This window comes from Telluria sp. PB2R4 (assembly GCF_059685695.1).
The window spans coordinates 147,094-170,280 of sequence record NZ_JCASIC010000003.1; the positions used below are offsets into that span (position 1 = coordinate 147,094).

10 protein-coding genes and 1 pseudogene are annotated in these 23,187 nt (G+C 68.5%); 6 read left to right on the forward strand and 5 right to left on the reverse strand.

Annotation, left to right across the window (positions count from 1 at the left end; translation table 11 throughout):
• Positions 1–172: 172 nt before the first annotated feature.
• Both AC56LU_RS06850 and AC56LU_RS06855 read left to right on the forward strand, forming a co-directional pair.
• Positions 173–973 carry a class I SAM-dependent methyltransferase gene (locus AC56LU_RS06850; protein ID WP_497174844.1) on the forward strand — a complete coding sequence of 267 codons (801 nt, stop codon included), beginning with the start codon at positions 173–175 and terminating at the stop codon, positions 971–973.
• Positions 974–1,110: 137 nt separating this feature from the next.
• Entirely contained in the window at positions 1,111–2,682 is a 1,572-nt protein-coding gene (locus AC56LU_RS06855) for a S1C family serine protease (protein WP_497174845.1), read from the forward strand.
• 141 nt (positions 2,683–2,823) lie between these two features.
• Here AC56LU_RS06855 and AC56LU_RS06860 read toward each other — a convergent pair whose 3' ends face one another.
• From AC56LU_RS06860 to AC56LU_RS06870, 3 genes are all read right to left on the reverse strand, one after another.
• Positions 2,824–4,431, reverse strand: coding sequence for a serine hydrolase (locus tag AC56LU_RS06860; protein ID WP_497174846.1), 1,608 nt, complete (start codon positions 4,429–4,431; stop codon positions 2,824–2,826).
• A 22-nt stretch (positions 4,432–4,453) separates the two neighbouring features.
• Positions 4,454–6,310: a M1 family metallopeptidase gene (locus AC56LU_RS06865; RefSeq protein ID WP_497174847.1), complete on the reverse strand. Its 1,857-nt coding sequence runs from the start codon at positions 6,308–6,310 to the stop codon at positions 4,454–4,456.
• 331 nt (positions 6,311–6,641) lie between these two features.
• Positions 6,642–8,279, reverse strand: coding sequence for a CehA/McbA family metallohydrolase (locus AC56LU_RS06870; protein WP_497174848.1), 1,638 nt, complete (start codon positions 8,277–8,279; stop codon positions 6,642–6,644).
• 342 nt (positions 8,280–8,621) lie between these two features.
• Between AC56LU_RS06870 and AC56LU_RS06875 the strand changes: the two genes are divergently transcribed.
• From AC56LU_RS06875 to AC56LU_RS06890, 4 genes and pseudogenes are all read left to right on the forward strand, one after another.
• Positions 8,622–10,565, forward strand: a complete 1,944-nt coding sequence (locus tag AC56LU_RS06875) for a TOL_0244 family TonB-dependent receptor (RefSeq protein ID WP_497174849.1) — start codon at positions 8,622–8,624, stop codon at positions 10,563–10,565.
• Between the two features lie 18 nt (positions 10,566–10,583).
• Positions 10,584–11,189 carry a TOL_0243 family YfiR-like periplasmic protein gene (locus AC56LU_RS06880; RefSeq protein WP_497174850.1) on the forward strand — a complete coding sequence of 202 codons (606 nt, stop codon included), beginning with the start codon at positions 10,584–10,586 and terminating at the stop codon, positions 11,187–11,189.
• Positions 11,190–11,191: 2 nt separating this feature from the next.
• Positions 11,192–13,642 carry a sensor histidine kinase, YfiR-like protein-associated gene (locus AC56LU_RS06885; RefSeq protein ID WP_497174851.1) on the forward strand — a complete coding sequence of 817 codons (2,451 nt, stop codon included), beginning with the start codon at positions 11,192–11,194 and terminating at the stop codon, positions 13,640–13,642.
• Between the two features lie 63 nt (positions 13,643–13,705).
• Positions 13,706–14,086, forward strand: a pseudogene (locus AC56LU_RS06890) (enolase C-terminal domain-like protein); the annotation flags it as partial.
• 14 nt (positions 14,087–14,100) lie between these two features.
• Here the strand turns inward: AC56LU_RS06890 and AC56LU_RS06895 are convergent.
• Positions 14,101–14,970, reverse strand: coding sequence for an outer envelope protein (locus AC56LU_RS06895; protein ID WP_497174852.1), 870 nt, complete (start codon positions 14,968–14,970; stop codon positions 14,101–14,103).
• Positions 14,971–14,978: 8 nt separating this feature from the next.
• The gene (locus tag AC56LU_RS06900) at positions 14,979–23,138 is read right to left on the reverse strand and encodes a GH36-type glycosyl hydrolase domain-containing protein (RefSeq protein WP_497174853.1); all 8,160 of its coding nucleotides are present in this window, start codon (positions 23,136–23,138) and stop codon (positions 14,979–14,981) included.
• Between the last annotated feature and the right edge of the window lie 49 nt (positions 23,139–23,187).

Sequence of the window (23,187 nt, forward strand, 5' to 3'; positions counted from 1 at the left end):
AGGGTGTCCGCAGGCCTGTCCGGGTGTCCGCGGCGGACACCCGCGCGGACATGTTTACGAGCGACGTATGCATGTTCGAACAACGCTTGACTGTCCGCCAACTGTGGCCGATCATCAGCGCGGCGGCGGCGTTCCGTCCGGCCGCGCACAATCACTTGGAGACTTCGAACCGATGAAACGACTGATCCTGGCCGCGATGCTGGCCACCGGCCTGGCCGGCGCCACCGGCACCGCACTGGCAGACGACGCCCTGAAAGCCGCCATCGCGGGCGAACACCGCAGCGCCGCCAACAAGGCGCGCGACGCGGCGCGCCATCCCTACGAAACCCTGAGCTTCTTCGGCATCAAGCCAAACATGACGGTGGTCGAGCTGGTCCCTTCGGGCGGCTGGTACACCGAGATCCTGGCGCCCTACCTGCGCGACAAGGGCAAGCTGATCGGCGCGGGCCAGGCCATCGCACCCGACAACCGCTACGGGATGGCCTTCAAGAAGAAGCTCGATTCGAATCCGGCGCTCTACGACAAGGTGGTCCCGTCCGTGTTCGAACCGCCGGCCACCTACCAGATCGCGGCGCCGAACAGCGTCGACATGGTGCTCACCTTCCGCAACCTGCACAACTGGGTCGGCAACGGCGAAGAAGCGCTGAAGACCACCTTCAAGGAGATCCACAAGGTCCTGAAGCCGGGCGGCGTGCTGGGCATCGTCGACCACCGCCTGCCGGCTTCGATGACGCAGGATGCGAAGGCGTCGAGCGGCTATGTGCACGAAGCCTGGGTGATCAAGACGGTGGAAAGCGCGGGCTTCAAACTGGCCGCCAAGTCCGAAGTCAACGCCAACCCGAAGGACACCGCCAACCACGAAAAAGGCGTGTGGACCCTGCCGCCGGTGCTGGCCAACAAGGACAAGGACCGCGAGAAGTACATGGCGATCGGCGAGAGCGACCGTATGACGCTCAAGTTCGTGAAGCAGTAAGTGCTTTGCACCGGGAGGCCACGCCTCCCGTGAAGATTGGTGTATTTCCTTCGGCGGCGAGCGTGTATATTCTTGCGATTCGTAGCGCATCGCAGCGTTTCGCACAGTTTGTACCGTTTGAGCCACCGAAGGAGCCCATGAAAACCGCACGCCTCGCCGCCGCCGTGGCATTCGCCCTGGCCGGCCTCGTCCACGCACAGGACACCGTTCCTCCTCCAGCACCAACCCCTGCGACCCCACCGTCGCCGGCCGTCTCCACCCCGTCGGCCACCACGGCCCCTGCCCTGCCGGCAGTCGAGAACTCGGTGGTCAAGATCTTCGCCACCGTGCGCCGCCCTGATCCGTACAAGCCATGGGCCAAGGCGTCCCCTGTCGATGTGACCGGCTCGGGCGTCATCATCGAAGGCAAGCGCATCCTGACCAATGCCCACGTGGTCGGCTACGCCAGCCAGGTCGAGGTGCAGGCCAGCCAGTCGGGCGACAAGGTGTCGGCCAAGGTGATCGCGCTGGCGCGCGGCCTGGACCTGGCGGTGCTGGAACTGGACGACCCGTCCTTCTTCGACAAGCGTCCGCCGGTGCGCCGCGCCGCGGTGCTGCCGGACGTGCGCGAAGCGGTGTTCGCCTACGGCTATCCGGTCGGCGGCAACTCGCTGTCGACTACCCGCGGCATCGTCTCGCGTGTGGAGTTCGTCGGCTACGGCTCGTTCAGCTCGGGCCTGCGCATCCAGATCGACGCGCCGATCAACCCGGGCAACAGCGGTGGCCCGGTGATCGCGGGCGACAAGATGATCGGCCTGGCCTTCTCGATGGCGGCCGGTGCGCAGAACATTGGCTACGTGATCCCGAACGAAGAGATCGAGCTGTTCCTGAAGGACGTGGCAGACGGCCGCTACGACGGCAAGCCGCTGCTGCACGACAGCGTCCAGACGCTCGAGAACGCGGCGCTGCGCCAGTACCTGAAGATCGACACCTCGGTCGAAGGCGCGCTGGTGCACCGTCCGTACAAGACGGACGCCAGCTGGCCGCTGAAGGAAGGCGACATCATCACCCACATCGGCGAATACCCGATCGACAACCAGGGCATGGTGAAGCTGGGTTCGAACCTGCGCGTGCGCTTCCAGTACCGCATCCAGCAGGTGGCCAGGAATGGCAAGGTGCCGATGACGATCATCCGCGCCGGCAAATCGATGAAGGTCGAGGTGCCGGCCAGCGGCCCGCGTCCGCTCCTGATCCCGGACCTGAACGGCGGCTATCCGTCTTACTTCGTGTACGGCCCGGTGGTATTTACCCGTGCGACCAACGAATTCCTGTCCTTCCTGGCGGCGAATGCGGCGGCGGCAAACGGGGCGGCGTTCAACGACAGCCCCTTGATGACGCAGCGCGGCGATTCGCCGGACGCGGCGCGCGAGGAACTGGTGGTGATCAGCGGCCCCTTCTTCCCGCACAAGCTGGTGCGCGGCTACAGCAACCGTTTCGGCTCGGTGATCGATACGGTCAACGGCGTCAAGATCCGCAGCCTGGCCCATCTGGTGTCGACCTTGCGCGACCTGAAGGACGAGCATGTCGTGTTCAAGTTCGACCAGCGCTACGGCGAGACCATGGTGTTGCCGCGCAAGGCGATGCTGGAGGCGACCGAAGGGATCCTGTCGGATAACGGGATTCGGACGCAGGGGTCGGAGGATATGATGAAGGTGTGGGGCGGGAAATAAGACTTTTCGACATCGCTACGTTTCGTTGAACGCGTGGGCGTTCGTAATTAAGGCCACTGGCCTGAATTACCCCGCCCACCCTACAGGAACCACATCGTAGGGTGGGCAGGTCTCCTGCCCACGCGTTCAACCAGCCTCAAATCAAGCCTTCTTTTCCTTCTTTACAGGCACAAACAGCAGATCCTGGAAGTCATAGCTGAAGTCCGTCTCCGTCGACACCGGCTTCATGCGCACCCGCTCGATGCTGCCGTCATGGTCCAGCGAGAACGTCACATACGCATCCGCATTGAAGTTCCTTTCCTTCCAGCGCACGATGAAGGTGTCGTGCTGGAAGTGCTCCATCTCTCCCGTCAGGTCCGGCGTCTTCGCGAACGACAGCACCAGCTTGTTCCCGTTGCGCTTGATGTTCGCCTTGCCATACCAGGCATCTTCATACTCGCCCTCGTACGAAGCCAGCGGCAGCGACGGCTTCGACGTGGCGGCGCGCGATGCCGCTTCGCCCTTCACGCGGGCCGCTTCCTTGGCCTGGTTCTCGCGGTCGACGTCGGCGATGCGGCCGATCCAGTCGGTCGGCGCCGCGCCCAGGTGCTGGTCCAGCAGGCGGTACTGCAGCGCGTTCAGCGACGGGCCGCTTTCGGCATTGGTGAAGATCGCGATGCCCAGCTTCGATTCCGGCACCAGGAGCACGCGGCTGTAGAAGCCCTGCAGGGCGCCGCCGTGCATCGCCACCAGCTTGCCCTGGTAGTCGCGCAGCTGGAAGCCCAGGCCATAGGCGTAGAAGTTCGGCTTGGTCGCCGCCAGCGGCGGACGCGGCGTATTGATCGTCATCGGGGTCTGCGCGGTCCACATCTCGCGTGCCTGCTTGTCCGACCACAGGCGCTTGCCCTCGGCCACCTTGCCGTTATCGAGCAGCACCTGCATCCAGCGCGCGATGTCTTCGGCGCTGGTGTTGATGCCCACCGCGCCGTCCGCGTTCGGCACCGGCATCGGTTTCACCGGCACCGCCTTGCCGTTGATCTTGCTGTGCGGCGCAGAGACGTTGGCGAACTTCGCGTTCTCCTGCAGGCTGGTGGTGGTGCCCGTCATGCCCACCGGCTCGAGGATCCACTCGTGCATGGTCTCGCCCCAGGTCTTGCCCGACTTGGCGGCGACGATCTTGCCGGCCACGATGTACAGCAGGTTGTCGTAGGCGTAGGCGCTGCGGAAGCTGGTGGCCGGCTTGATGTAGCGAAGGTTGTGGATGATCTCGTCGGTGGTGAAGCTGGTGGTCGGCCACCACATCAGGTCACCGGCGCCCAGCCCCAGCCCGCTGCGGTGCACCAGCAGGTCGCGGATGGTCATCTCGGCGGTGACGTAGGCGTCGTACATCCGGAAGTCCGGCAGGTGCTTGATGACCGGATCGTCCCAGCCCAGCTTGCCCTGGTCGACCAGCATGGCCAGCGCCGCGGCGGTAAACGCCTTGGAGTTCGAGGCGATCTCGAAGATGGTCTTGCCGTCGACCCTGGCCGGCTCGCCGCGCTTGCGCACGCCGAAGCCTTCGGCGGCGATCACCTTGCCGTCCTTGACCACGGCAATGGCGATGCCCGGCACGTCGAATTCCTTCATGACGCGCTCGACGTCGGCTTTCAGGTTGTAGGCGGGCCCGTTCGCGGCTGCGACTTGAATTGCGGCGACGGGCGCCGTTTCTTGTGCAAACGCCGCGCCAGTGGCGGAAAACGCGATCAGGATCGCGGCTGCAAGTCGGTTCATGGAAAGCACGCTGTTCATCCTCTTATTGTTTGGTCATCTGCTTGTCGACGCTGCCCTGCGTCTCCGGGTGGTAGCGCTCGCGCGCCGCCTTGTAGACGCGCTCGGCCCAGGCCCGGTCGTCCGCGTTGGCGCGCAGCGCGCCGTACAGCGGCACCACGAACTTCTGGCGGCCCACGCTCATCAGGAAGGCTTCCAGATTCGGGCGGATGCCGCGGTAGCCGGCGTGCACCGAGGCGCGGTAGAAGCGGAACGCCACTTCGTTATTGCCGGTCTTGGCCAGGCCGAAGGCCTGGTCCAGCTCCTGCAGTTGCGCGGCGGTGGCCTTGTTGTCGATGTCGTTCAAGAACTTCATCCACTCGGCGGCGTTCCAGCCCTTGGTGGGCAGCTGCGCGGTCTTGATGTCGCCCTTGAGCCAGCGCGCGGTGGTGTCGTTCAGCTTGGCCAGGCGGGTCGAGACCGCCTTTTTTGCGCTGGCCGGGATGCCCGGGCCGTACAGCCACTCCTCCAACTCCGCGTCGCTCATGATCTTCGGGTTCCTGGCGAGCAGGTTCGCACGCAGGTATTCCACGAACTGGTCGGTGGTCACACTCTGGAAGGCGTGCTGGTCGAACCAGCCGCGCAGGAAGGGATCGAACGCGGCGCGGCCGGCGCGCTGTTCGAGGGTGCGCAGGAACCAGGCGCCCTTCGGGTAGGCCAGGCCTTCGTCCGTATAGTGCTTGCTCGAGGTGTCCGGATCGCGGGTGACCAGGGCCTGCTTGGCCTTCGGGATGTCTTTCAGCGAATCGAGCGCTTCTTCCTGCTCCAGCTGCAGGTTCATGGTCGCCACTTCCACGCCGTACATCTTCTCGAGGATGCGGGTGGTGACGTAGGTGGTAAAGCCTTCGTTGAGCCACCAGTGCTTCCACGAGGCGTTGGTCACCAGGTTGCCCGACCAGCTGTGCGCCAGCTCGTGCGAGACCAGGTCGACCAGGCTGCGGTCGCCTGCGATCATGGTCGGGGTCAGGAAGGTGAGGCGCGGGTTTTCCATGCCGCCGATCGGGAAGGACGGCGGCAGCACCAGCATGTCGTAACGTCCCCAGCGGTACGGGCCGTACAGCGATTCGGCCGCGGCCACCATCTTCTCGGTGTCGGCCAGCTCGTATTCGGCGGCCTTGATGCGCATCGGCTCGGCGTAGACGCCGGTGCGCCCGCCCAGGGTGCGCGCTTCCAGCTCGCCGATGCCGATCGCGATCAGGTAGGACGGCACCGGCTGCGGCATGGTGAACTTCCAGCCGCCCTTGCCGGTGGCCTTGGGGTCGTTATCGGCGCTCATCACGACGCGCATGCCTTCCGGGGCCTGGATGCGTGCGGTGTAGGTGAAGCGCACCGCCGGGGTGTCCTGGATCGGCACGAAGGAGCGCGCGGCGATCGGCTGCGACTGGCTGAACATGAACGGGTACTTGCCCGACATGGTTTGCTTGGGCGTGAGCCACTGCAGCGCGGGCGCGGTCGGCGCGGTCTGGTAGTGGATGCGCACCTTGGCCGGCTGGCCCGGCAGCGCGATGTGCAGCGCCTGGCCTTTTTCGGCGTCCAGCTTGTCGAGGGTGTACTTGACGGGCTGCCATGCCCCTTTCGCGTCCTGCGCCTCGATCCTGGAGATAGTCAGCTCGCGGGTGTCGAGGTCCAGGCTGGTGGCCTTCTTGTCGATCCAGTTCAGCGTCAGGTCGGCGTAGCCGGCCAGGGTCTTGCGGGTGAAATCGGCCTTCAGGTCCAGGTGCAGGGCCGTGGTCTTGACCTGGTCGTACTTGGCGTAGCTGAGGGGATCGAGTGCGAACGCGTAAGCGCTCCATTGGCAGATAAAGGCGCAGGCCGAGGCGCGCAGCAGGGTGCTAGTCTTCATGGTCTCTCGCATGGAAGGAATGAAGCCCTGGACAGCCTGGGTAAGGCCGGGGGCGCTGGCAGGATAGCATCTTCGATCGTGGCCGGAAAGCACCCGCATGGCCCTGGTGCGCGCTGTAAGGACAGCCTGGTCTTTGCTGTGCCGGGCGTGGCTACCTGCTCGGGAAGGGTGAGTCACTCGGGGTTTTGTAGGGTGGGCGGGGTGATTTCGGGCAATGCCCGGAATTACAAAAGCCCACCCGGCGATCGTTATCGGCGCCGTTCTCGTGCGCGATAATCTTGCTGCTGGTTGAACGCGTGGGCGGGAGACCCGCCCACCCTACGATGTGCGGCTACTCCTGCGTCACCCACACCGGCGCCGACCACAACACCTTGCCATCCTCCTGCGTCACCTTCGCATAATAAAAATGCTTGCCCGGCGGCGGCGTGAACGAGGTCGTGGCAAGGTTCGAGACCTCCGTCACCGTGCCATTGCGCCCCGGGACGCCCGCCATGATCGACACCGCCGCCACCTTCTTGCCCGCGCTGGAGGCGAAGTTGGCGTTGAGCGTGAGCGGCCCGCGGTTGGAGAAGCGCTCGCCCATCAGCTTGCCGTTCGCGGTGAGCACCAGCTGCGAGCCCTTGTCCATGGTGGCGAACACGCGCCGCGCCTTGAGCGCCTCCACGAAAGCGTCGCGCGTGAGCGCCGTCCCGTTGGGCAGCAGGATGCCGGTGCGGTTGGTGTAGGACGCGCCCCAGTTGGCGCAATGGTTGTCCTGGTTGGTGCTGAAGGCCACGTGGTAGCCGGCTTCCAGCAGCCGGTTGCAGGCCTGCTCGAAGTTGCTGCGCCGGGTTTCGGTTTCAAGGTCGTTGGTCGAGAACGCGGTGCTGTTCATCACCTCGCACAGCGCCATCGCCTCGTCGCCGTCCGCCGTGTACGCGAGCGACACGCCGTTCACCTTGAACTGCCCGCTGTGCGAGGGATGGTTGAACTGCCCCACCCAGCCGCGCTGGCGCATCAGGGCGTAGAGCGCGCCGTAGTCGTTGCGCGGGGTCGGCGTGTCGGCCAGCAGTTCGCCCAGGGCGTTGGTCTCCCAGCCCAGCAGCTCGTCGCTGTTGAAGATGTTGATGTGGCCGCCGTTGTTGATGACGCCCCACTCCATGCCGTACAGCGCCAGGAAGCCGGGCTTGGTGGCATTGAAGGCGGCCGCGCTGGCCAGGCCAGCCTTGTACAGGTCCTTGGCCCTGGCCGGGTCGGCGTTGGGGTCGGTGCCGTCAGAGCCGTCGTACATGTGGTTGTGCTCCGACACGGCCAGGATGTCGAGGCCCCGGCCCCGGGCGTAGGCAAAGGCCGCTTCCGGGCCGTACCTGGCCTTGAGCGGGTCTTGTGCGCCCTTGCACGCGTCGAGCGCGGCGCCGCCGTCGCTGTGGTTGCTCTGGCTGTGCAGGTTGGCGAGATACACCGTGTAGGGCAGCGATGCAGTGGCCGGGGCCATCGCCGTTCCTGCGGCAGCGTCGCGCACGCCCGGCAGCGGCGCGAAACGCGGGAGGCGCGCCGGCGCTATGTCGCCGACCGCGATCTGCCAGTCCTGTTCGACGGCGTCGTGTTCGTCATGCGGCACCCCGCGCAGGACGGCGCGCATGCGCACCCGGTACAGGCCGCTTGGTGCGGGCTTGCCCTGGATGCGGCCGTCCCATGCGACCCGCGCGGAAGCGGAATCGCCCGAGATGGCGCTATTGCCGCGCCACAGCCGGACGATGCGGCCGCGTCGGTCGACCAGTTCCAGCTTCCAGTAGACCGTTCCGGGCTGTTCCAGGCCGGGGTAGCTGAAGTTCAGGCTGAAGGTCCGGCGCGCATCCGCCGCGCCCTGGAAAGGCGCGTGCAAGGTGGCTTCGAATTCCTTGTGCTCGGCCGGGGCCGCGATCGCGCTGCTGCAGCACAGGGCCAGCAGCAGCGCTCCAATGGTGGGGGAAACGGTTGTGGTTTTCATAATGCAATTTTTGCAATTTCATGGAAATCCACCTTGTTCCGAAGTAGCGCTTAAATTGCAAATTTATCTACGATATGTGAGCAAGTTCAAGTGTCTTGCGGACACTAGCCAGGGAAGCGCGAATGTTACGATTCTGTGAGACGGTCAGCCGATTCGCTACGCGGGAGTTAACGCTTGCCCAAATTTCCTAGCCGTGTTGCAGCAGATGGCACGGCTGCGCTCCACCACACCGAAAATTAACGTGTCGCAATGTTAGTAACGTACAATCCCCTCCTCACACGCGCCCCATTTCAGTGCAAACTGCCACCAGCCGCATTCACCATGGTTCCACTGACAACTCCGATGTGTTCTCCCGCCCGCAGCAAGCCCCGCCTCCGTCCGCTCGTCGGCGCCCTCGTCCTGATGCTGGCCGCCATGGAAACCCATGCGGCCGCCTTTGCTCCCGAACCGCAGGACATCGGCGACATGAGCCTCGAAGAGCTTGCCACCATCCAGGTCACCTCGGTGTCCCGGCGCCCGGAATCGCTGTCCACGGCCGCGTCGTCGATCTTCGTCATCACCGGCAAGGAGATCCACCGCGCCGGCGCCACCACCCTGCCGGAGGCCCTGCGCCTGGCGCCCAACCTGCAGGTGGCCCGCGTCGATGCGCGCAACTACGCCGTCACGGCGCGCGGCTTCAACAACGCTTTTGAGAACAAGCTGCTGGTCCTGATCGACGGCCGCACCGTCTATTCGCCGCTGTTCTCCGGCGTCTTCTGGGACGTGCAGGACGTGGTGCTGGAGGATGTCGAGCGCATCGAGGTCATCAGCGGCCCGGGCGCCACGCTGTGGGGCGCGAATGCGGTCAACGGCGTCATCAACATCATCACCAGGTCGGCTCAAACGACCCAGGGCACGCTGGTCAGCGTCACGGCCGGCAAGGACGAGCGCAACGGCGCGGTCCGCTACGGCGGCGCCCTGGCCAATGGCGGACATTACCGGGCCTATGCCAAGTACGCCGCCCATGACGATACCCGTACCGCGGCCGGCCGCCCCGTGCTCACCGGCTGGGATCGCCAGCAGGCGGGTTTCCGCGCCGACTGGGGCGACACGGCCCGCAACATCACGCTGCAGGGCGACGTGGTCGACGGCAAATTGCACCAGCAGGGGACGGCGGACATCCGGGTGCGCGGCGCCAACCTGCTCGGGCGCGTGAACCAGACCTTCGCCGGCGGATCGACGGCCACCGTGCAGATGTACTGGGACCATACCGAACGCGACCAGCCAAACGCCTTCTTCGAGCGTCTCGATACCCTCGACCTGCAACTGCAGCACGCCGTCGACCTGGGCGCCAGGCATCGCCTGGTCTGGGGCGGCGGCTACCGCTGGGGACACGACCGTGTGCAGAACGGCCCCGCGTTCGGCTTCCTGCCCGGGAACAAAAACCTGACCTGGGCCAACCTGTTCGCACAGAACGAGTTCGCGCTGCGCGACGACCTGCGCCTGACCGCAGGACTGAAGTTCGAACACAATAACTACACCGGCGTCGAAGTGTTGCCGACCCTGCGCCTGGCGTGGCAACCGCAGGCGTCGACGCTGGTCTGGGGCTCGCTGTCGCGCTCGGTGCGCGCACCGTCGCGGATCGACCGCGATTTCTACAGCCCGACCACGCCGCGCATCGTGAACGGGGTGCCGCAATACGCCATCGCGGGCGGCAAGGACTTCGAGTCCGAGGTGGCGAACGTGGTCGAACTCGGTTACCGGGCGCAGCCCACGCCGACGCTGTCGTATTCGGCGACGGCCTTCTTCGGCGACTACGACCGGCTGCGCACCATCGAGCCGAACCAGAACGGGACGGGTTCCGTGTTCCGCAACTTCGCGCAAGGCCGCACGCGCGGCATCGAAGCCTGGGCCAGCTGGCAGGCGGGCAAGGCCTGGCGCATGTCCGCGGGCGGCGTCGTACAGCACGTGGGCACGTCAGTGCGTCCACAAAGCAGGGATTTGACCGCCACGACCGGCCTGGCCACCAGCGATCCGAGCCATTACTGGATGCTGCGCTCGTCCCACGACCTCGCGGCCGGCCACGAGCTGGATGTCACGCTGCGCCGCGTCGGCGCGCTGCGCACCCCCGCCGTGCCGTCCTATACGGCGGTCGACCTGCGCTATGGCTGGCGCATTCGCAAGGGGCTCGAATTGTCGCTGATCGGGCAGAACCTGTTCGATCCGAGGCACCCCGAGTTCGGCTCGGCGCCCGGACGCAGCGAATACGAGCGCGCCGCCCTCCTGCGGCTGGTCTGGAACCTGTAACAGGTGCGGGCTTTGCAGATGTTTTCCGACATCCACACGAGCAGCCGGCCTCCGGCTCGCCGCCGGCGCATCGGCGCGGCTTTGCTGGCCCTGTGCCTCGCCGGCGCCGGCCTACCCCTGGCCGCGCCCATGGCGGCGGCCACGACCCTCGTCGCCAGCACCGAGCTGGTACAGGCCGCCTATTTGCACCGCTTCCTCAATTATGTGGAGTGGCCCCAGGCCACGCTGGCGCAGGCCGACACACCGTATGTCATCGGCGTTACCGGCGACGATACGGTGGCCGATGAACTGGCGCGCATTGCGGCCGGACGCAGCGTGAACAAGCGCGGCGTCATCGTCAAGCGCGTGCTGCCGGGCGACTCGCTGAGCGGTCTCCATATGCTGTTCCTCGGCGGCGCCGATCGTGCACGCCAGACCCAGTGGCTGCGCATGGCCCAAGGACGGCCGATCCTGACCGTGACCGATACCGAGGGTGGGTTGGACCAGGGCAGCGTCATCAATTTCCAGACTATCGACGGCCGGGTACGGTTTGAAGTGTCCCTCGACGCGGCCGAACAGGGCGGACTTCGCCTGAACTCGCGTCTATTCAGTGTTGCCACGCGTGTGGTGAAAGGAAGTCGTTGACCATGTTGGGCGCCGTAAAACAATCGATCTCACGCAAGCTGATACTGGGCGTCCTCGTCACCACGCTGACCGCCCTGCTGGTGGCATGCACCACCATGCTCGTGCTCGACATCCGCAACTACCAGAGTGGCTGGGCCAACGATCTCCAGGCCCAGGGCGATCTGCTGGCCGAGGTGACCAAGCCGGCACTGGAATTCAATGACGCCCAGGTCGCCCGCGACAACCTGTTGCAGCTGCGCGCGCGACCGTCCATCGTCAGCGCCGCCATCTTCCGTCCCGACGGTTCGGTCTTCGCCTCGTACGCCAAGTCGGCGCCGGAAGCCCAGAGGCTGCCGAAGCAGCTGCCACGGGCAGGCCGTGTGATCGATGGCGGACGGATTGCGGTGGCCACGCCGATGCTGCGCAACGGCGAACTGGTCGGTACGGTGTATGTCGCGGCCGAGTATCCCTTGATGGCCCAGGTCAGGCGCTATCTCGCCATTCTTGGCGCCGTCCTGCTCGGCAGCATGCTGGTCGCCATGCTGATGTCGAGCTGGCTGCAGGCGGCCATCATCAAGCCGGTGCTGGCCCTGACCGCCGCCGTGGACCAGGTCATCCGCCGCCGCGATTTTTCGATGCGCGTGGAAAAGACCACCGAAGACGAAGTCGGCGTGCTGGTCGACGCTTTCAACGGCATGCTCGGCGAAGTCGGCGAGCGCGCCAAGGAACTGGAAGCGTCGAACGTCAAACTGCAGCACGAGGTGGGCGTGCGTATCGAAGCCGAAGACGCGGTGCGGCAATTGAACAATTCCCTGGAACAACGCATCCGCGAGCGCACGGCCGAGCTGGAAAAGACCCATGCCCAACTGCGCCAATCCCAGAAGCTGGAAGCGATCGGCCAGCTGACCGGCGGCGTCGCACACGACTTTAATAACGTGCTGCAAGTTATTGCCGGTAACCTGCAACTGCTGCAGATGACCCTGGCAGGCAATCCCGAGGCACAACGGCGCCTCGAAACCGCCGCCTTCGCGGCCGACCGTGGCGCCAAGCTGTCGTCGCAACTGCTGGCGTTCGCCCGCCGCCACCCGCTGCAACCGGTGGCGACCAATATCGGCCGCGTCCTGCGCGGCATGGATGACCTGCTGCGCCGCGCCCTGGGCGAATCGGTGCAGATCGAAACCGTGGTCGCCGGCGGCTTATGGACCACCCTGGCCGACCCGCACCAGCTCGAGAACGTGATCCTCAACCTGGCCATCAATGCCCGGGACGCCATGAAGGGCGACGGCAGGCTCACGCTCGAGCTGAACAATGCGATGCTGGACGACAATTACGTCCTGCACGAGCCGGAAGTGTCGCCGGGCCAGTACGTCATGCTGGCCATTTCCGACACCGGATGCGGGATGCCGCCCGAGATCGTCGCGCGCGCCTTCGAGCCCTTCTTCACCACCAAGCGCGAAGGCGAAGGCACGGGCCTGGGCCTGTCGATGGCCTACGGCTTCGTCAAGCAGAGTAACGGCCACATCCGCATCTACAGCGAGGTCGGCAGCGGCACCACGATCAAGATCTACCTGCCGCGCTCGATGCAGCCCGAAGTCGAGCTGCCGAACCTGCGCAACGCGCCGGTCGTGGGCGGTACCGAAACCATCCTGGTGGTCGAAGACGACCTGGCGGTCCAGGCGACCGTGGTCGACATGCTGCAAGGCCTGGGCTACCGGGTGCTGAAGGCCAACGATGGCCAGGGCGCGCTCACGATCCTGCAAAGCGGCGTCCCGGTCGACATGCTGTTCACCGACGTCGTGATGCCCGGCCCGGTGCGCAGCATCGAGGTGGCGCGCCAGGCCAAGCAGATGCTGCCGGCGATCGAAGTGCTGTTCACCTCGGGCTACACGCAGAACGCGATCGTCCACGGCGGACGCCTCGACCCGGGCGTCGAGCTGATCAGCAAGCCTTACCGCCGCGACGAGCTGGCCCGCAAGATCCGTCAGTTGTTTGCGTCGCCCAGGGACGGCGCGCCCGCGCCCGCTGCGCCACTGCCGGCGCCGGCACCGCAGGCGGCCGAAGCGGCGCCGCCGGCCGCGTCGAAGCCGATGTCGATCCTGGTCGTCGAGGACAACACGGACGCCCGCACGATGCTGTCCGAACTGCTGCTCATCCTGGGCCACTCGGTCGAAGGCGCCGGCAGCGCCGAGCAGGGCCTCGAGCTGCTGGCGGACAAGCAGTTCGATGTCCTGCTGACCGACCATTCGCTGCCGGGCATGTCCGGACTCGAACTCGCACGCCGGGTGCAGGTCGACGCCCAGGGCATGAAGATCATTTTCTCGTCCGGCTTCGGCGCCGCGGTGGCGGATGACCTCGACGTCAAGCCCGCGTTCCTGCCCAAGCCCTTCACCCTGGCCGCGCTGCAGGCGGCACTGGACGACGTGAGCCGCGAAGACGCTGCCCGCGGCACGCCGCAGGCCGACTGCCAGGAGTGATCAGGAGAAGTCCGGTTTTGCCGGCGCCTGAAAGTGCGCGACGAGGAAGTCGATGAAGGCCCGGGCGCGGACCTGTTCTCGATGCAGGACGCGCGCAACCTGATCCGCTATGGCGGCATGCGCGCCGACCGCGACTGGCTGCAGTTCGACTGCGCCCTGTCGTACGGCCTGGTGGAATACCTGCGCACCCTCGACATGCTGCGCGAGCACGGCTGGTCGCCAAGCCGCTGCATTCCGCACGGCGGCCACCAGATGTCGCTGAACATCGCCGCCGGCCTGGGCCTGGGCGGCAACGAGTCCTACCCGGACCTGTTCCAGCCTTACGGCGGCTTCCCGGATGGGGTCACGGTCGACAACGGCTACATCAGCATGCCGGACCTGCCCGGCATCGGCTTCGAAGGCAAGGCCGACCTGTACGCCGAGATGCGCAAGCTGTCGGCCTGATCTGCCCGGCGGCGTCAGAAATGGAAGTCCGCCCGCACCATTGGCGTGCTGGCCCGCTGCCCCGCCCCGCCGGTGGTCCGGCGCGCATTGCCGAACTTGTTGTTCCAGAACTGGTAGCCGACCCCGACCCGGATCTTCTTCTTGGCGTAGCCCAGGCGCGGCCCGATGTCGACCATCAGCGCCATGTCGAGGTTGGTCTCGGCGCTGGTCGGGTTGCCGGTTTCGTCCAGCCCCTTCTCGGCGATGAAGTTCAGGTAGCCTTCGAAGGACCAACCCTCCGCCACCGGGATGCCCCAGCTGGCGCTGAACATCGGATGGGTGTCGTAGGTGTAGCGCCCGCGCACGTTGGCGATCGGTGGGAAGGGGCCGCTCGGCGCGTTCGATTCGCGCAGCCACAGGATGCTGGTGTTCAGGAAGCCCGGCACGTCCCAGACGGGCACGTCCCAAAACAGGGTCGGCCCCAGCACCAGCATGCGCTTGCGCGAGTTGTAGCCGACGTCGTCCTTGTGGTTGACGTCGAAGCCGAGCGTCAGGCCCAGGCCCTTGACCTTGCCGTAGCGGATCTCCTGGCCGCGCAGCGCGCCGATGTCGAGCGTGTGGCGATACAGCAGGTAGGCTTCGCGTGCGCCGCTGTCGCTGCCGAGCGAGCGCGGGTCCGTGCTGTCGGACTTCAACACATCCAGGTTGAGGTAGTTGCTGCCGTATTTGTAGCCGCTGGCGTGCGTGAAGGCGACAATGTGCTTCTTGATGTGTTCGGGGTTGAAGGGCTCGGCGAAGCGGGTGCCGTAGCGGTAGCTGATGGAATTGTCGGTCCAGTCCATCGCCCCCGCCGGCGCGGCGCAGCACAGCAGGGCGGCGCAGGCGGCGCCGGTCCATCGCGTCATTCTTTCATTCATGTCTTCGTTCCTGGCTGGTTGTCGTGATGGCCCGCGAGCGCGTCGCCTGGCCTGCGTTCCACATACAGTTCCACCTTGTGCTCGCGGCCGTCGTCGACGAGCTCGATCGTGTTGTCCTGCTGCGGTTCGCCGTCGAGCACGAGCAGCTCACCCAGCGTGGCCGGCAGCACCGTCACATGATAATCCGTCCGCCCGCTGCGGTAACGGAAGCGCAGGCTCTCCCAGCCCGCCGGCAGCAGCGGCGCCAGCGCCAGGCGGTCGACGCCGCGCTGCAGGCCGAGCAGCGCATCGGTCAGCGCCAGGTAAGTCCAACCGGCTGCGGGTCCCGCGTGTACGCCATCCATCATGAAGCAAGGGCCGCCGGCGCAGCGCACGCGTGCCCCCTCCCCGCCAAGCGAAACCAGGCTGCGGACCATGTCCCAGGCGCGCGTGGCGGCGCCTTCGCCGGCCAGGGCCAGCGCCGTCCAGGCCACGGTGCGCCCGTCTCGCGCGGCGGCGGGGTCGACGGCGCCGAGCACCGCCTTGATGCGGCCTGGCTCGGCACCGGCCATGGCGGCCCAGGCCTGGGTGGACGGATCGTTTTCTCCATTGCCGTAGGCTGCGCCATCCCAGCCGTACTCCTCGGCCTGCGCCTTGAGCGCCAGCGCGGCGCCGCGGCAGGTGGTGGCGAAGCCGAAGTCGGCGCGGCGGTCGGCCACTTCAGCGAAGCGCTGCAACACCGCGGCCAGCTGGAAGGCCAGCCGCACGCTCTCGGCGCGGGCATCCAGCTCGGCTTCGTCCTCATGCATGCGCGCCTCGTGCAGGGGCATGCCGTGGATGCCGAAGCGCAGGCAGCCGCGCAGGCCGTGCACGCAGTACTGGTACAAATCGTCGTGCGCCAACCGGGTGCCGCTGGACGGGTCGCCGCCGGCCGGCTCGCGCAGGATGCCGTAGTCGCCCGTCACGCTCACATAGCGGTGCAGCGCATGGGGCAGCCACAAAAAGTCCTCGACCGGCGCGCCGGCGGCGCCGATGTCGGCGCGCGCGGCCCGCAGCAGCGCATCGCGCAGGACACCCGGACTGCCGTGCAGCGCCGCCATTGCTCCCTGCAGCTGCTCCGCCGGCGTGCCACCCATGGCGCCCGCCACCGCCCCGTAGGGCAGCCAGCCATTGGCGAACAGGTCGAAGCGCGCGTCAAGCGTGGATACGCGCACGCTGCCAAGCAGTTCGTCCCAGAACGCATGCACCTGGCGCAGCGCCCTTGCCGCGGCCTGGGCGCCGCCGTGCTGCTGCACCGTGCGGCTCGCCGCCAGGCTGCTAGGTGCGGCGACGCCGAGCAGGAACACCAGCTCGGCGTCCGCGCCGGGCGCCAGCTCGACCGGCGCCTGCAGGGCCGCGCAGGGATCGATCCCGGCGCCGAGCGTGCCGGCCAGTCCGTTGCGTTCCAGCGCCGCCGGCCGCGCCAGGCTGCGGTGGCGGCCGATGAATTCTTGCCGGTCGCAGGTCGACGCCACCTGGGGCGCGTCCAGGTGGAAGAAGCCGACCATGTCGGCGAAGCCGTCGCCGAAGGCATTGCGCGCCACCAGCGCGCCGCTGGCGACGTCGACGCCGGTGACCACCTGCAGCCCGGGGGGCGTGCCGGCAGCATCCATCCACCACTGCACATAGCCGGTCACCGACAGGCGGCGCGGCGCGCTGGACGCGTTGTGCAGCCTGAGCACCGCATATTTCAATGACGCGCCGGGCGCCACGAAGCAGCGCAGCTCGGAGCGGATGCCGTGCGCCACGTGTTCGAACAGGGTCGTGCCGAAGCCGTGACGCGTTATATAAGGCTCGCCGGAAGGCATCGGCCACGGCGTCGGCGACCATGCCGCGCCGCTGTCGTCGTCGCGCAGGTAGAAGGCTTCGCCCTGCGGCGCCGTGAGCAGGGATTCGCGCCGGCCGCACCAGGTGCTGCCTGCACCGGATTCCGGCAGCACGGCGCCGAACACACCATTGGCCAGCGGGTTTACCCATGGCGCGGGCAGGGCCTGGATGCTGCGGACCACCGCTTCGCGGCCGTCCTGCGCCAGGCCGCGGATGCCGTCGCCGTGCAGCAGCGCCTCGGCTTCCGGCAGCCGCGCATCACTGGTCCAGGGCGCCGCCTGTTCCTGGGGCGCGAACGGCGCCGGCAGCGCGGGCAGCGCCGGGGCCGCGCGGCGCAGCTGGTCGGCCAGGCTGCCGCGCTCCTCGAGCAGGAGCACCTGCGCCGCCGCGCGCAGCAGGATGCGGTCTTCCTGCGGCACGTCGGGCAGCAGGTGCAGATGTACGCCGTCCTGTGATTCCGGCGCCAGCGCCGTGATCTGTGCCAGGATGTCGCGGCCGTCGCACAGCACCAGCAGGTCGGCCTCGAAGCCGCGCGCGCGCCAGTAGGCATGCGCCTGCAGTATCTCGCGCGCCAGGCTGCTATCGGGACCGGGCTGCAGCACCAGGAGCGGACGGCTGCCGTCCAGGCCATATGGCCGCAGCGCTGCGCGGGGGCGCACGTTGCGTTCGATGACGCCGGCGTCCGCCCGCAGGCCGGGAACCGGGTCGAGCAGGCAGCCGGCCAGGCGGTTGTAGAGCCGGCCCTGGGCCTCGCCGATGCCGGCCGCGCGCAGGAAAGCCTGGCCGTGGGTCCAGGCCGCCTCCAGCGCCTGCCCGACCGCCTGCGTGCCCGCATACCGCGCCGCCAGTTCGCGCGCCGTGGCGGGCGTCGGGGCCACACCCAACACCAGGTCGATGCCGATCTCCTGGCCAGGGGCCAGCGTGATAGTGCGGCGGATCGCCAGGGCCGGCGCGGACGCCTGCGGCCCGTGTGACACCTCTCCAGGCGGCGCCAGCGGACCGGCGGGGTCGAGGCAGGTGCTGCTGTACAGCGGCGCACCGGCCTCGCCACGAACCGCCATCAGGTGCAGGACGGCTGGTGCGCCGGGGCCGGGGACCCACAGCATGGCCTGGGTCGGCGCGTCGATGCGCACCGGCCCGTCCGGGCCCACCGTCATGCCGGCGGGCGCCGCCAGGACCACGTGGCTCGTCACCTCCAGCGTGCGCGGCAGCGTGCTGTCGTTGCGGATGCGGACGTGGCGCAGCTCGATGTCGTCGTCGGGCGCCACCACGGCCTCGCTCAAGATGGCCAGTCCGCGCTCTTCGCGAAGAAAGCTGGCGCGGCCCTCGGCGAATACGGCCTCGTAGCGTTCCGGCGCGCCGTCGCCGCGCGCCAGCGTGGACGACCACAGTTCGCCGGAAGCGGTATCGCGCAGCACGCAGGCGAGGCCGCCGCGTGCACCGAGCGGATCCGGCTGCCAGTGCGTCAGCACCAGCTCGCCCCAGCGGCTGACGCCCATGCCGTCACGATCCACGATCACATGGTAGCTGCCGTTCGACAGCAGCTGCACGTCCGGCATCGCGGCGTCGGCCCGGTCGACGAGGCGCCCATGGGCGGGGCCGGAGCGCTGCAGTGCGGTGTCGTAAGGCGCCGGGGCCGTTGCGCCGCAGGCCGGCAGCGGCTCCTGCAGCAGCGGCATGGCCGCGCGCAGCTCCGGGTCGCGGGCGAAGCGGCGCTGCATCGGCGCGTCGTGCAGCAACTGCAGCAGCGCGAGCAGGCCCATGCCCTGGTGGCGGGTGGCGACCGTGCGCACTACGTGGCGGCGCTCGCCGTGCGGCAGTCTGCCTGGGGTATGGTCGACCGCATCGAAGAAACCGTAGTCACCGGCCAGGCCTTCCTGCGCCATGCGTTCGAGGTTGGCCAGCGCCAGGCTTGGCGCTACCTGCAGTGCCAGCATGACTGCATATGGTGCGGCGACCAGGCCCGGGTCGGCACTGCGCTCCAGGCTCGCCGCCGGAATGCCGAAGCGGCCGAACTGGAAGCGCAGCTGCGCGTCGACCGCGTTGCAGCTTGACTCCGAAAAGCCCCAGGGCATGTCGTGGCGCGCGCCATGCGCCGCCTGCGCACGCACCGCGGCCCGTCCGGCATGATCGAGCAGCGTTTCGGACCACGCCGGCATCAGGAGCTGCGGCGCCAGGTAGTCCGACAGCGCACCGGTGCGCGACAGCAGCAGCTGTTCCGCACCGGCGATGCGCAGTGGCCGTCCTAGCGCCCACCAGTGGCGCTGCCCCAGCTGGCCCTGGGCCACCGCCAGGAAGCTGGCCATGCGGCTCTCCGAGGCCAGCAGGTCGCAGCTGTCGGTATCCAGGCGCCCATCGCGTCCGTCGCGCACATGGCAACCGGCCGCCAGCAGGCCGGTTTCGCGGTCGAGCAAGGCGGCGAAATCCATGGCGCCGAAGCTGCGCGCCTGCGCCGCCAGCCGCGCGCACTCGGCCAGCAGTTTCTGCGCGTGCTGACGCCCTTCGCGCACCAGCCGCGCCAGACCGTGGTGACTGCCGGCGGGGGCGTCCAGCGCCGCCAGCTCGCGCAGGGTCGGGATGCGCGTCAGGCTGGCGTCGAGTACGTATTCCTGCTCGGCGCGCATCCATGGCGCCAGCGCCAGCAGCTCGTCCCGCGCCGCACGGGCTTGCACGGCCAGGCACAGCGCCCAGTCGCGCAGGGCGGCGGACCCGCTGCCCGACGTCTCGGGCAGGCTGACAGCCAGCGTGTCGGCGGCATCGACCACGTGGTGCAGGCATGCGGACAGGCCGGGCAGCGTACCGGCCGCGCGGCCGCGCTGCGGATCGAGCGCGCCCCAGACGGCGGCCACCAGCGTGCGCACGCCGTGGGCCTGGTGCTGCGCCAGTTCGTCCACCACATGCAGGGCCGCGCGGATCCCGTCCAGTGTCCGCGGCCCGGCAACGGGCGCGTCGGGCAGCTCGTCCAGCCCGCCGGACAACACGCGCAGGCCGATCCCCAGCCAGCCGCTGTCGCGTGTGGAAACGAAGGCCGGCTCGCTGGGCGCCAGCGTGGCATTGTCGTAGTCGGCCAGGAAGTGGCCGTTCCAGCGCTCGAGCAGCGCCATCGAGGCCAGCGAGTCGTCCAGGCGCCGCAGCAGTTCGCCCGGCGCGATGTAACCGAAATCGTGCGCCGCCAGCGTCGACAGCAGATAGATGGACATGCCGGCCGGCGTGGTACGGGCATCCAGCAAGGGATGCGGATGCTCCTGCACGCTTTCCGGCGGCAACCAGTTGCCGGCCGGGCCGGCATGGTCTTCAAAAAAGCGCCAGCTGCGACGCGCCAGGCGCTGCAGGGCGGCATGGCGCGCCGCGGACAGGCGCGGCGGCTGTGCACGCAGCGGCAGGCTGGTCCACCAGGCCAGCAGCGGCGACAGGAACCACACCAGCAGCACCGGTGCGGCGGGGAACAGCGAATACGGGTTGGCGAAGGTCAGCAGCAGCGCCGTGGCAATCGCCAGCGCCGGCGCGAACCACATCGCCAGCCAGTTGTTGGCCACCACGCGTGCCGGACGCGCCAGCGCCGCCGGCCGCCACTCCAGCTGGCGCCGGCGCGACACATGGCGGCGCCATACCGCACGCGCCACCGCGTCGAGCTGGCACCAGGCCGCATGCGGGAGGAAGCTGGCAGCCAGCGCCGCGCGCACCAGCGGCACGCGCGCGCCGCGCGACCAGCTGTCGAGGTGCTGGCGCCAGGGCGCATCGTGCGGCCGGTCCAGCAAGGCCACCAGGCTGCCCGGCAGGGCCGGCAGGAAGAACACCGACAGCACCACGGCAATCCAGAACGCGGGCGCCGCCAGCGTGCTCAAGCACAGCACCAGCAGCGCCGTCAGTGCCGGCGCCACCAGGCTGTCGCGCAGGCTGTCGAACAGCTGCCAGCGGGCGGCGGCGGTCATCGGATTGGCCGCGCGCAGGTCCTTGCCGTGTTTGACGTGCTTGCGGATCCAGCCGGCTCCCTGCCAGGCCGCGCGCTGCGCGCGATGGCGCCGCACCGCATGTTCGCCATAGCTGCCGGGCAGCGCTTCCTCGAGCCGCACCGCGCAGTCGCGCGCCGCGTGCAGGCAGCCCTCGTCCACCAGGCCCGGCGCGGGCAACGCGTCGTCCGGCAGGCGCCCGCGCAGCACCCGTTCGTAGGCATCGACGTCGTAGATGGCGGACCAGCCGAGCATGCCATGCGCTTCGCACTCGCGCGCCGCCAGGCCGGCGGCCCAGGTGCCGCGTCCCTCCAGCCACATGCGCTGGTAGCGGCCGGCCTGCGGGCGGGGCAGCGCGGCGCCGACGGCCGGGCGCAGCATGGCATGTCCTTCGGCTATCCTGGCGGCGCCGTCGCCGTCCACCACAAGCGGCTGGTTGAGCGGGTGCGCCATGGCGCCGGCCAGGCGCCGCGCCGCGTCGCGCGGCAGGTCGGTGGCGGCATCGATGGTAATCACGTAGCGTATTTCCGCCAGCCCGGCGGTATTCCCGGCAACGCCGGCGAAGCGCTCGCGCCCGGTTCCGGCCAGGAAGGCATTCAGGTCGGCCAGCTGGCCGCGCCGCCGCGCGCGCCCGATCCAGGCGTGTTCGCCGCTGTTCCAGGTGCGCGGACGCTGCAGCAGCAGGAAGGGTTCGATGCGCAACCTGGCGGTAGCCGGCTGCCCTTCCTCGTCGAGCGTGGCGTAGGAATGGTCGTGCGCATGCTTGCGGTTGAGGGCCTCGATGGCGGCGGCGGCATGCGCGACCAGCGCATCGTCGTCGGGCATGCTCTCGTGCGGCGCGTCGTACAGGTCGCCCAGCAGGCAGAAGCGCAGGTGCGGATCGCGGTTGGCGAGATAGCGCACTTCGAGGTCGCGGCACAAGGCGTCGACCTGGGCGCTGTTGAGCAGGCGCGCCGACACCGCCACCAGGGTCTGCGCCTGCGGCGTGATGCCGCCGTCGAAGTCCATGCGCGGCAGCGGCGCCGGCGGCGCAATCCAGGCCGCCATCATGTCCACCAGCGAACGCGCCAGGCCGCTGGCGCCCAGCAGGGCGAGCACGCCGATGACGGCCTGCAGCCACAGGGCCGCGCCCTGCTGGCGCGCGCACGCCACGACCGCCGCCGCGAACAGCAACGTGAACAGCGCCATGGCGCCGATGTGTACCGCCAGCGGATCCTGCCGCAGGCGCCGGGCCAGGCGGCGCCTCAACTCCGGCTTCGGCTGCAGCCTGGCTTCCAGCGCCGCCAGGCCGGGACCAAGCAGGTAGTAGCCGATATGGCGGTGGCGCGCATCGAGCCCGCCTTCGCTCGGGGCGCGGTGCCTGCCTGCCAGCGCCAACGCCTCCTGGGCGACGTCGGCTTCCGGCCGGCTGCTGCGACGCGCCAGCCGTTCGATGGCGAGCCGGTACAGGTCGCGGGTCGGACCGTCCATGCTCGGATAACTGCCGTCCGGGTCGGCGCGCAGCAGGGTTTCGACCGCGCTGGAACTTTCCGCCAGCAGGCGCCAGTCGATGCCGCCCAGCAGGCGCAGGCTGGCCAGGCTGTTGGCCGCCAGGCTGCCGTCGGCTGCCATGGCATCGCGCTCAAGCTGCACCTGGTCGGCGATGTTGGAACCCTGGTCGGCCAGGCGCGCATCGATCCAGGCCAGCGCCTGCGCCACGGCGGTCCCCTGCCCCTGCAGGCGGCGCGCCAGTTCCGCCACGAAGCTGCAGCCCATCGGCTCCACCTGCCGCGCCATGTCGGCCACCAGCAGGACCAGGTCGCCGGATCGTTGGTCGGCGGTGTCCAGCATCCGGCCTGCCCAGTCAGCGGCGAGGATGCGCTCTTCGCAGGCGCGGGCGCAGCGCTGGGCGATCCGGCGCAGGCCATCGAGCAGCGCCATGCGCAGGGCAGCAGGGAACAGGCGCAGCTCGGCCAATCGCAGTGGCGCGTCCGGCTCGGCGGCGACGAGGAAGCGCGCCAGGCCGTCGCGATCGATGCGCCCGTCGTCACGCGCCGCCGCTTCGCGCGCCAGCACGAGGATGCGAACGTCGCCACCGGGTGCCTGCGGCGGCAGCACGCCGCGGTCGTGCAGGCCGAAGGCGGCCCGTGCCTGCCGCAACTGGACGTCGATCAGGGGAATGCTGTCGAGGATGACGCCGGCGGCGGGGGGAAGATCGCTGCCGCGGCGGCGGGCGCCGTCGAGCGCGTCGCAGGCAGCCTCGAGCGCGCCGGCCAGCTCGGCCAACTGCACGCGCAGGCCAGGTGCGCCGTCATCCGCCGCATCCCTCGGGGCTGCGGCAGGGGCGGCGGATCCAGCCTTCGGATTCTTCTCTTGCTTCAACAGCAACCTCGCAGGGACTTCGACACAGAGGCGCGCGCTGTCGACCGCC

Excerpts from the sequence above, each read along its gene's own strand:
- AC56LU_RS06860 (WP_497174846.1), bottom strand. The coding sequence starts at position 4,431 with ATGAACCGACTTGCAGCCGCGATCCTGATCGCGTTTTCCGCCACTGGC.
- AC56LU_RS06895 (WP_497174852.1), bottom strand. The coding sequence starts at position 14,970 with ATGACGCGATGGACCGGCGCCGCCTGCGCCGCCCTGCTGTGCTGCGCC.
- AC56LU_RS06865 (WP_497174847.1), bottom strand. The coding sequence starts at position 6,310 with ATGAAGACTAGCACCCTGCTGCGCGCCTCGGCCTGCGCCTTTATCTGC.
- AC56LU_RS06880 (WP_497174850.1), top strand. The coding sequence starts at position 10,584 with ATGTTTTCCGACATCCACACGAGCAGCCGGCCTCCGGCTCGCCGCCGG.
- AC56LU_RS06855 (WP_497174845.1), top strand. The coding sequence starts at position 1,111 with ATGAAAACCGCACGCCTCGCCGCCGCCGTGGCATTCGCCCTGGCCGGC.
- AC56LU_RS06850 (WP_497174844.1), top strand. The coding sequence starts at position 173 with ATGAAACGACTGATCCTGGCCGCGATGCTGGCCACCGGCCTGGCCGGC.
- AC56LU_RS06870 (WP_497174848.1), bottom strand. The coding sequence starts at position 8,279 with ATGAAAACCACAACCGTTTCCCCCACCATTGGAGCGCTGCTGCTGGCC.
- AC56LU_RS06875 (WP_497174849.1), top strand. The coding sequence starts at position 8,622 with ATGTGTTCTCCCGCCCGCAGCAAGCCCCGCCTCCGTCCGCTCGTCGGC.
- AC56LU_RS06885 (WP_497174851.1), top strand. The coding sequence starts at position 11,192 with ATGTTGGGCGCCGTAAAACAATCGATCTCACGCAAGCTGATACTGGGC.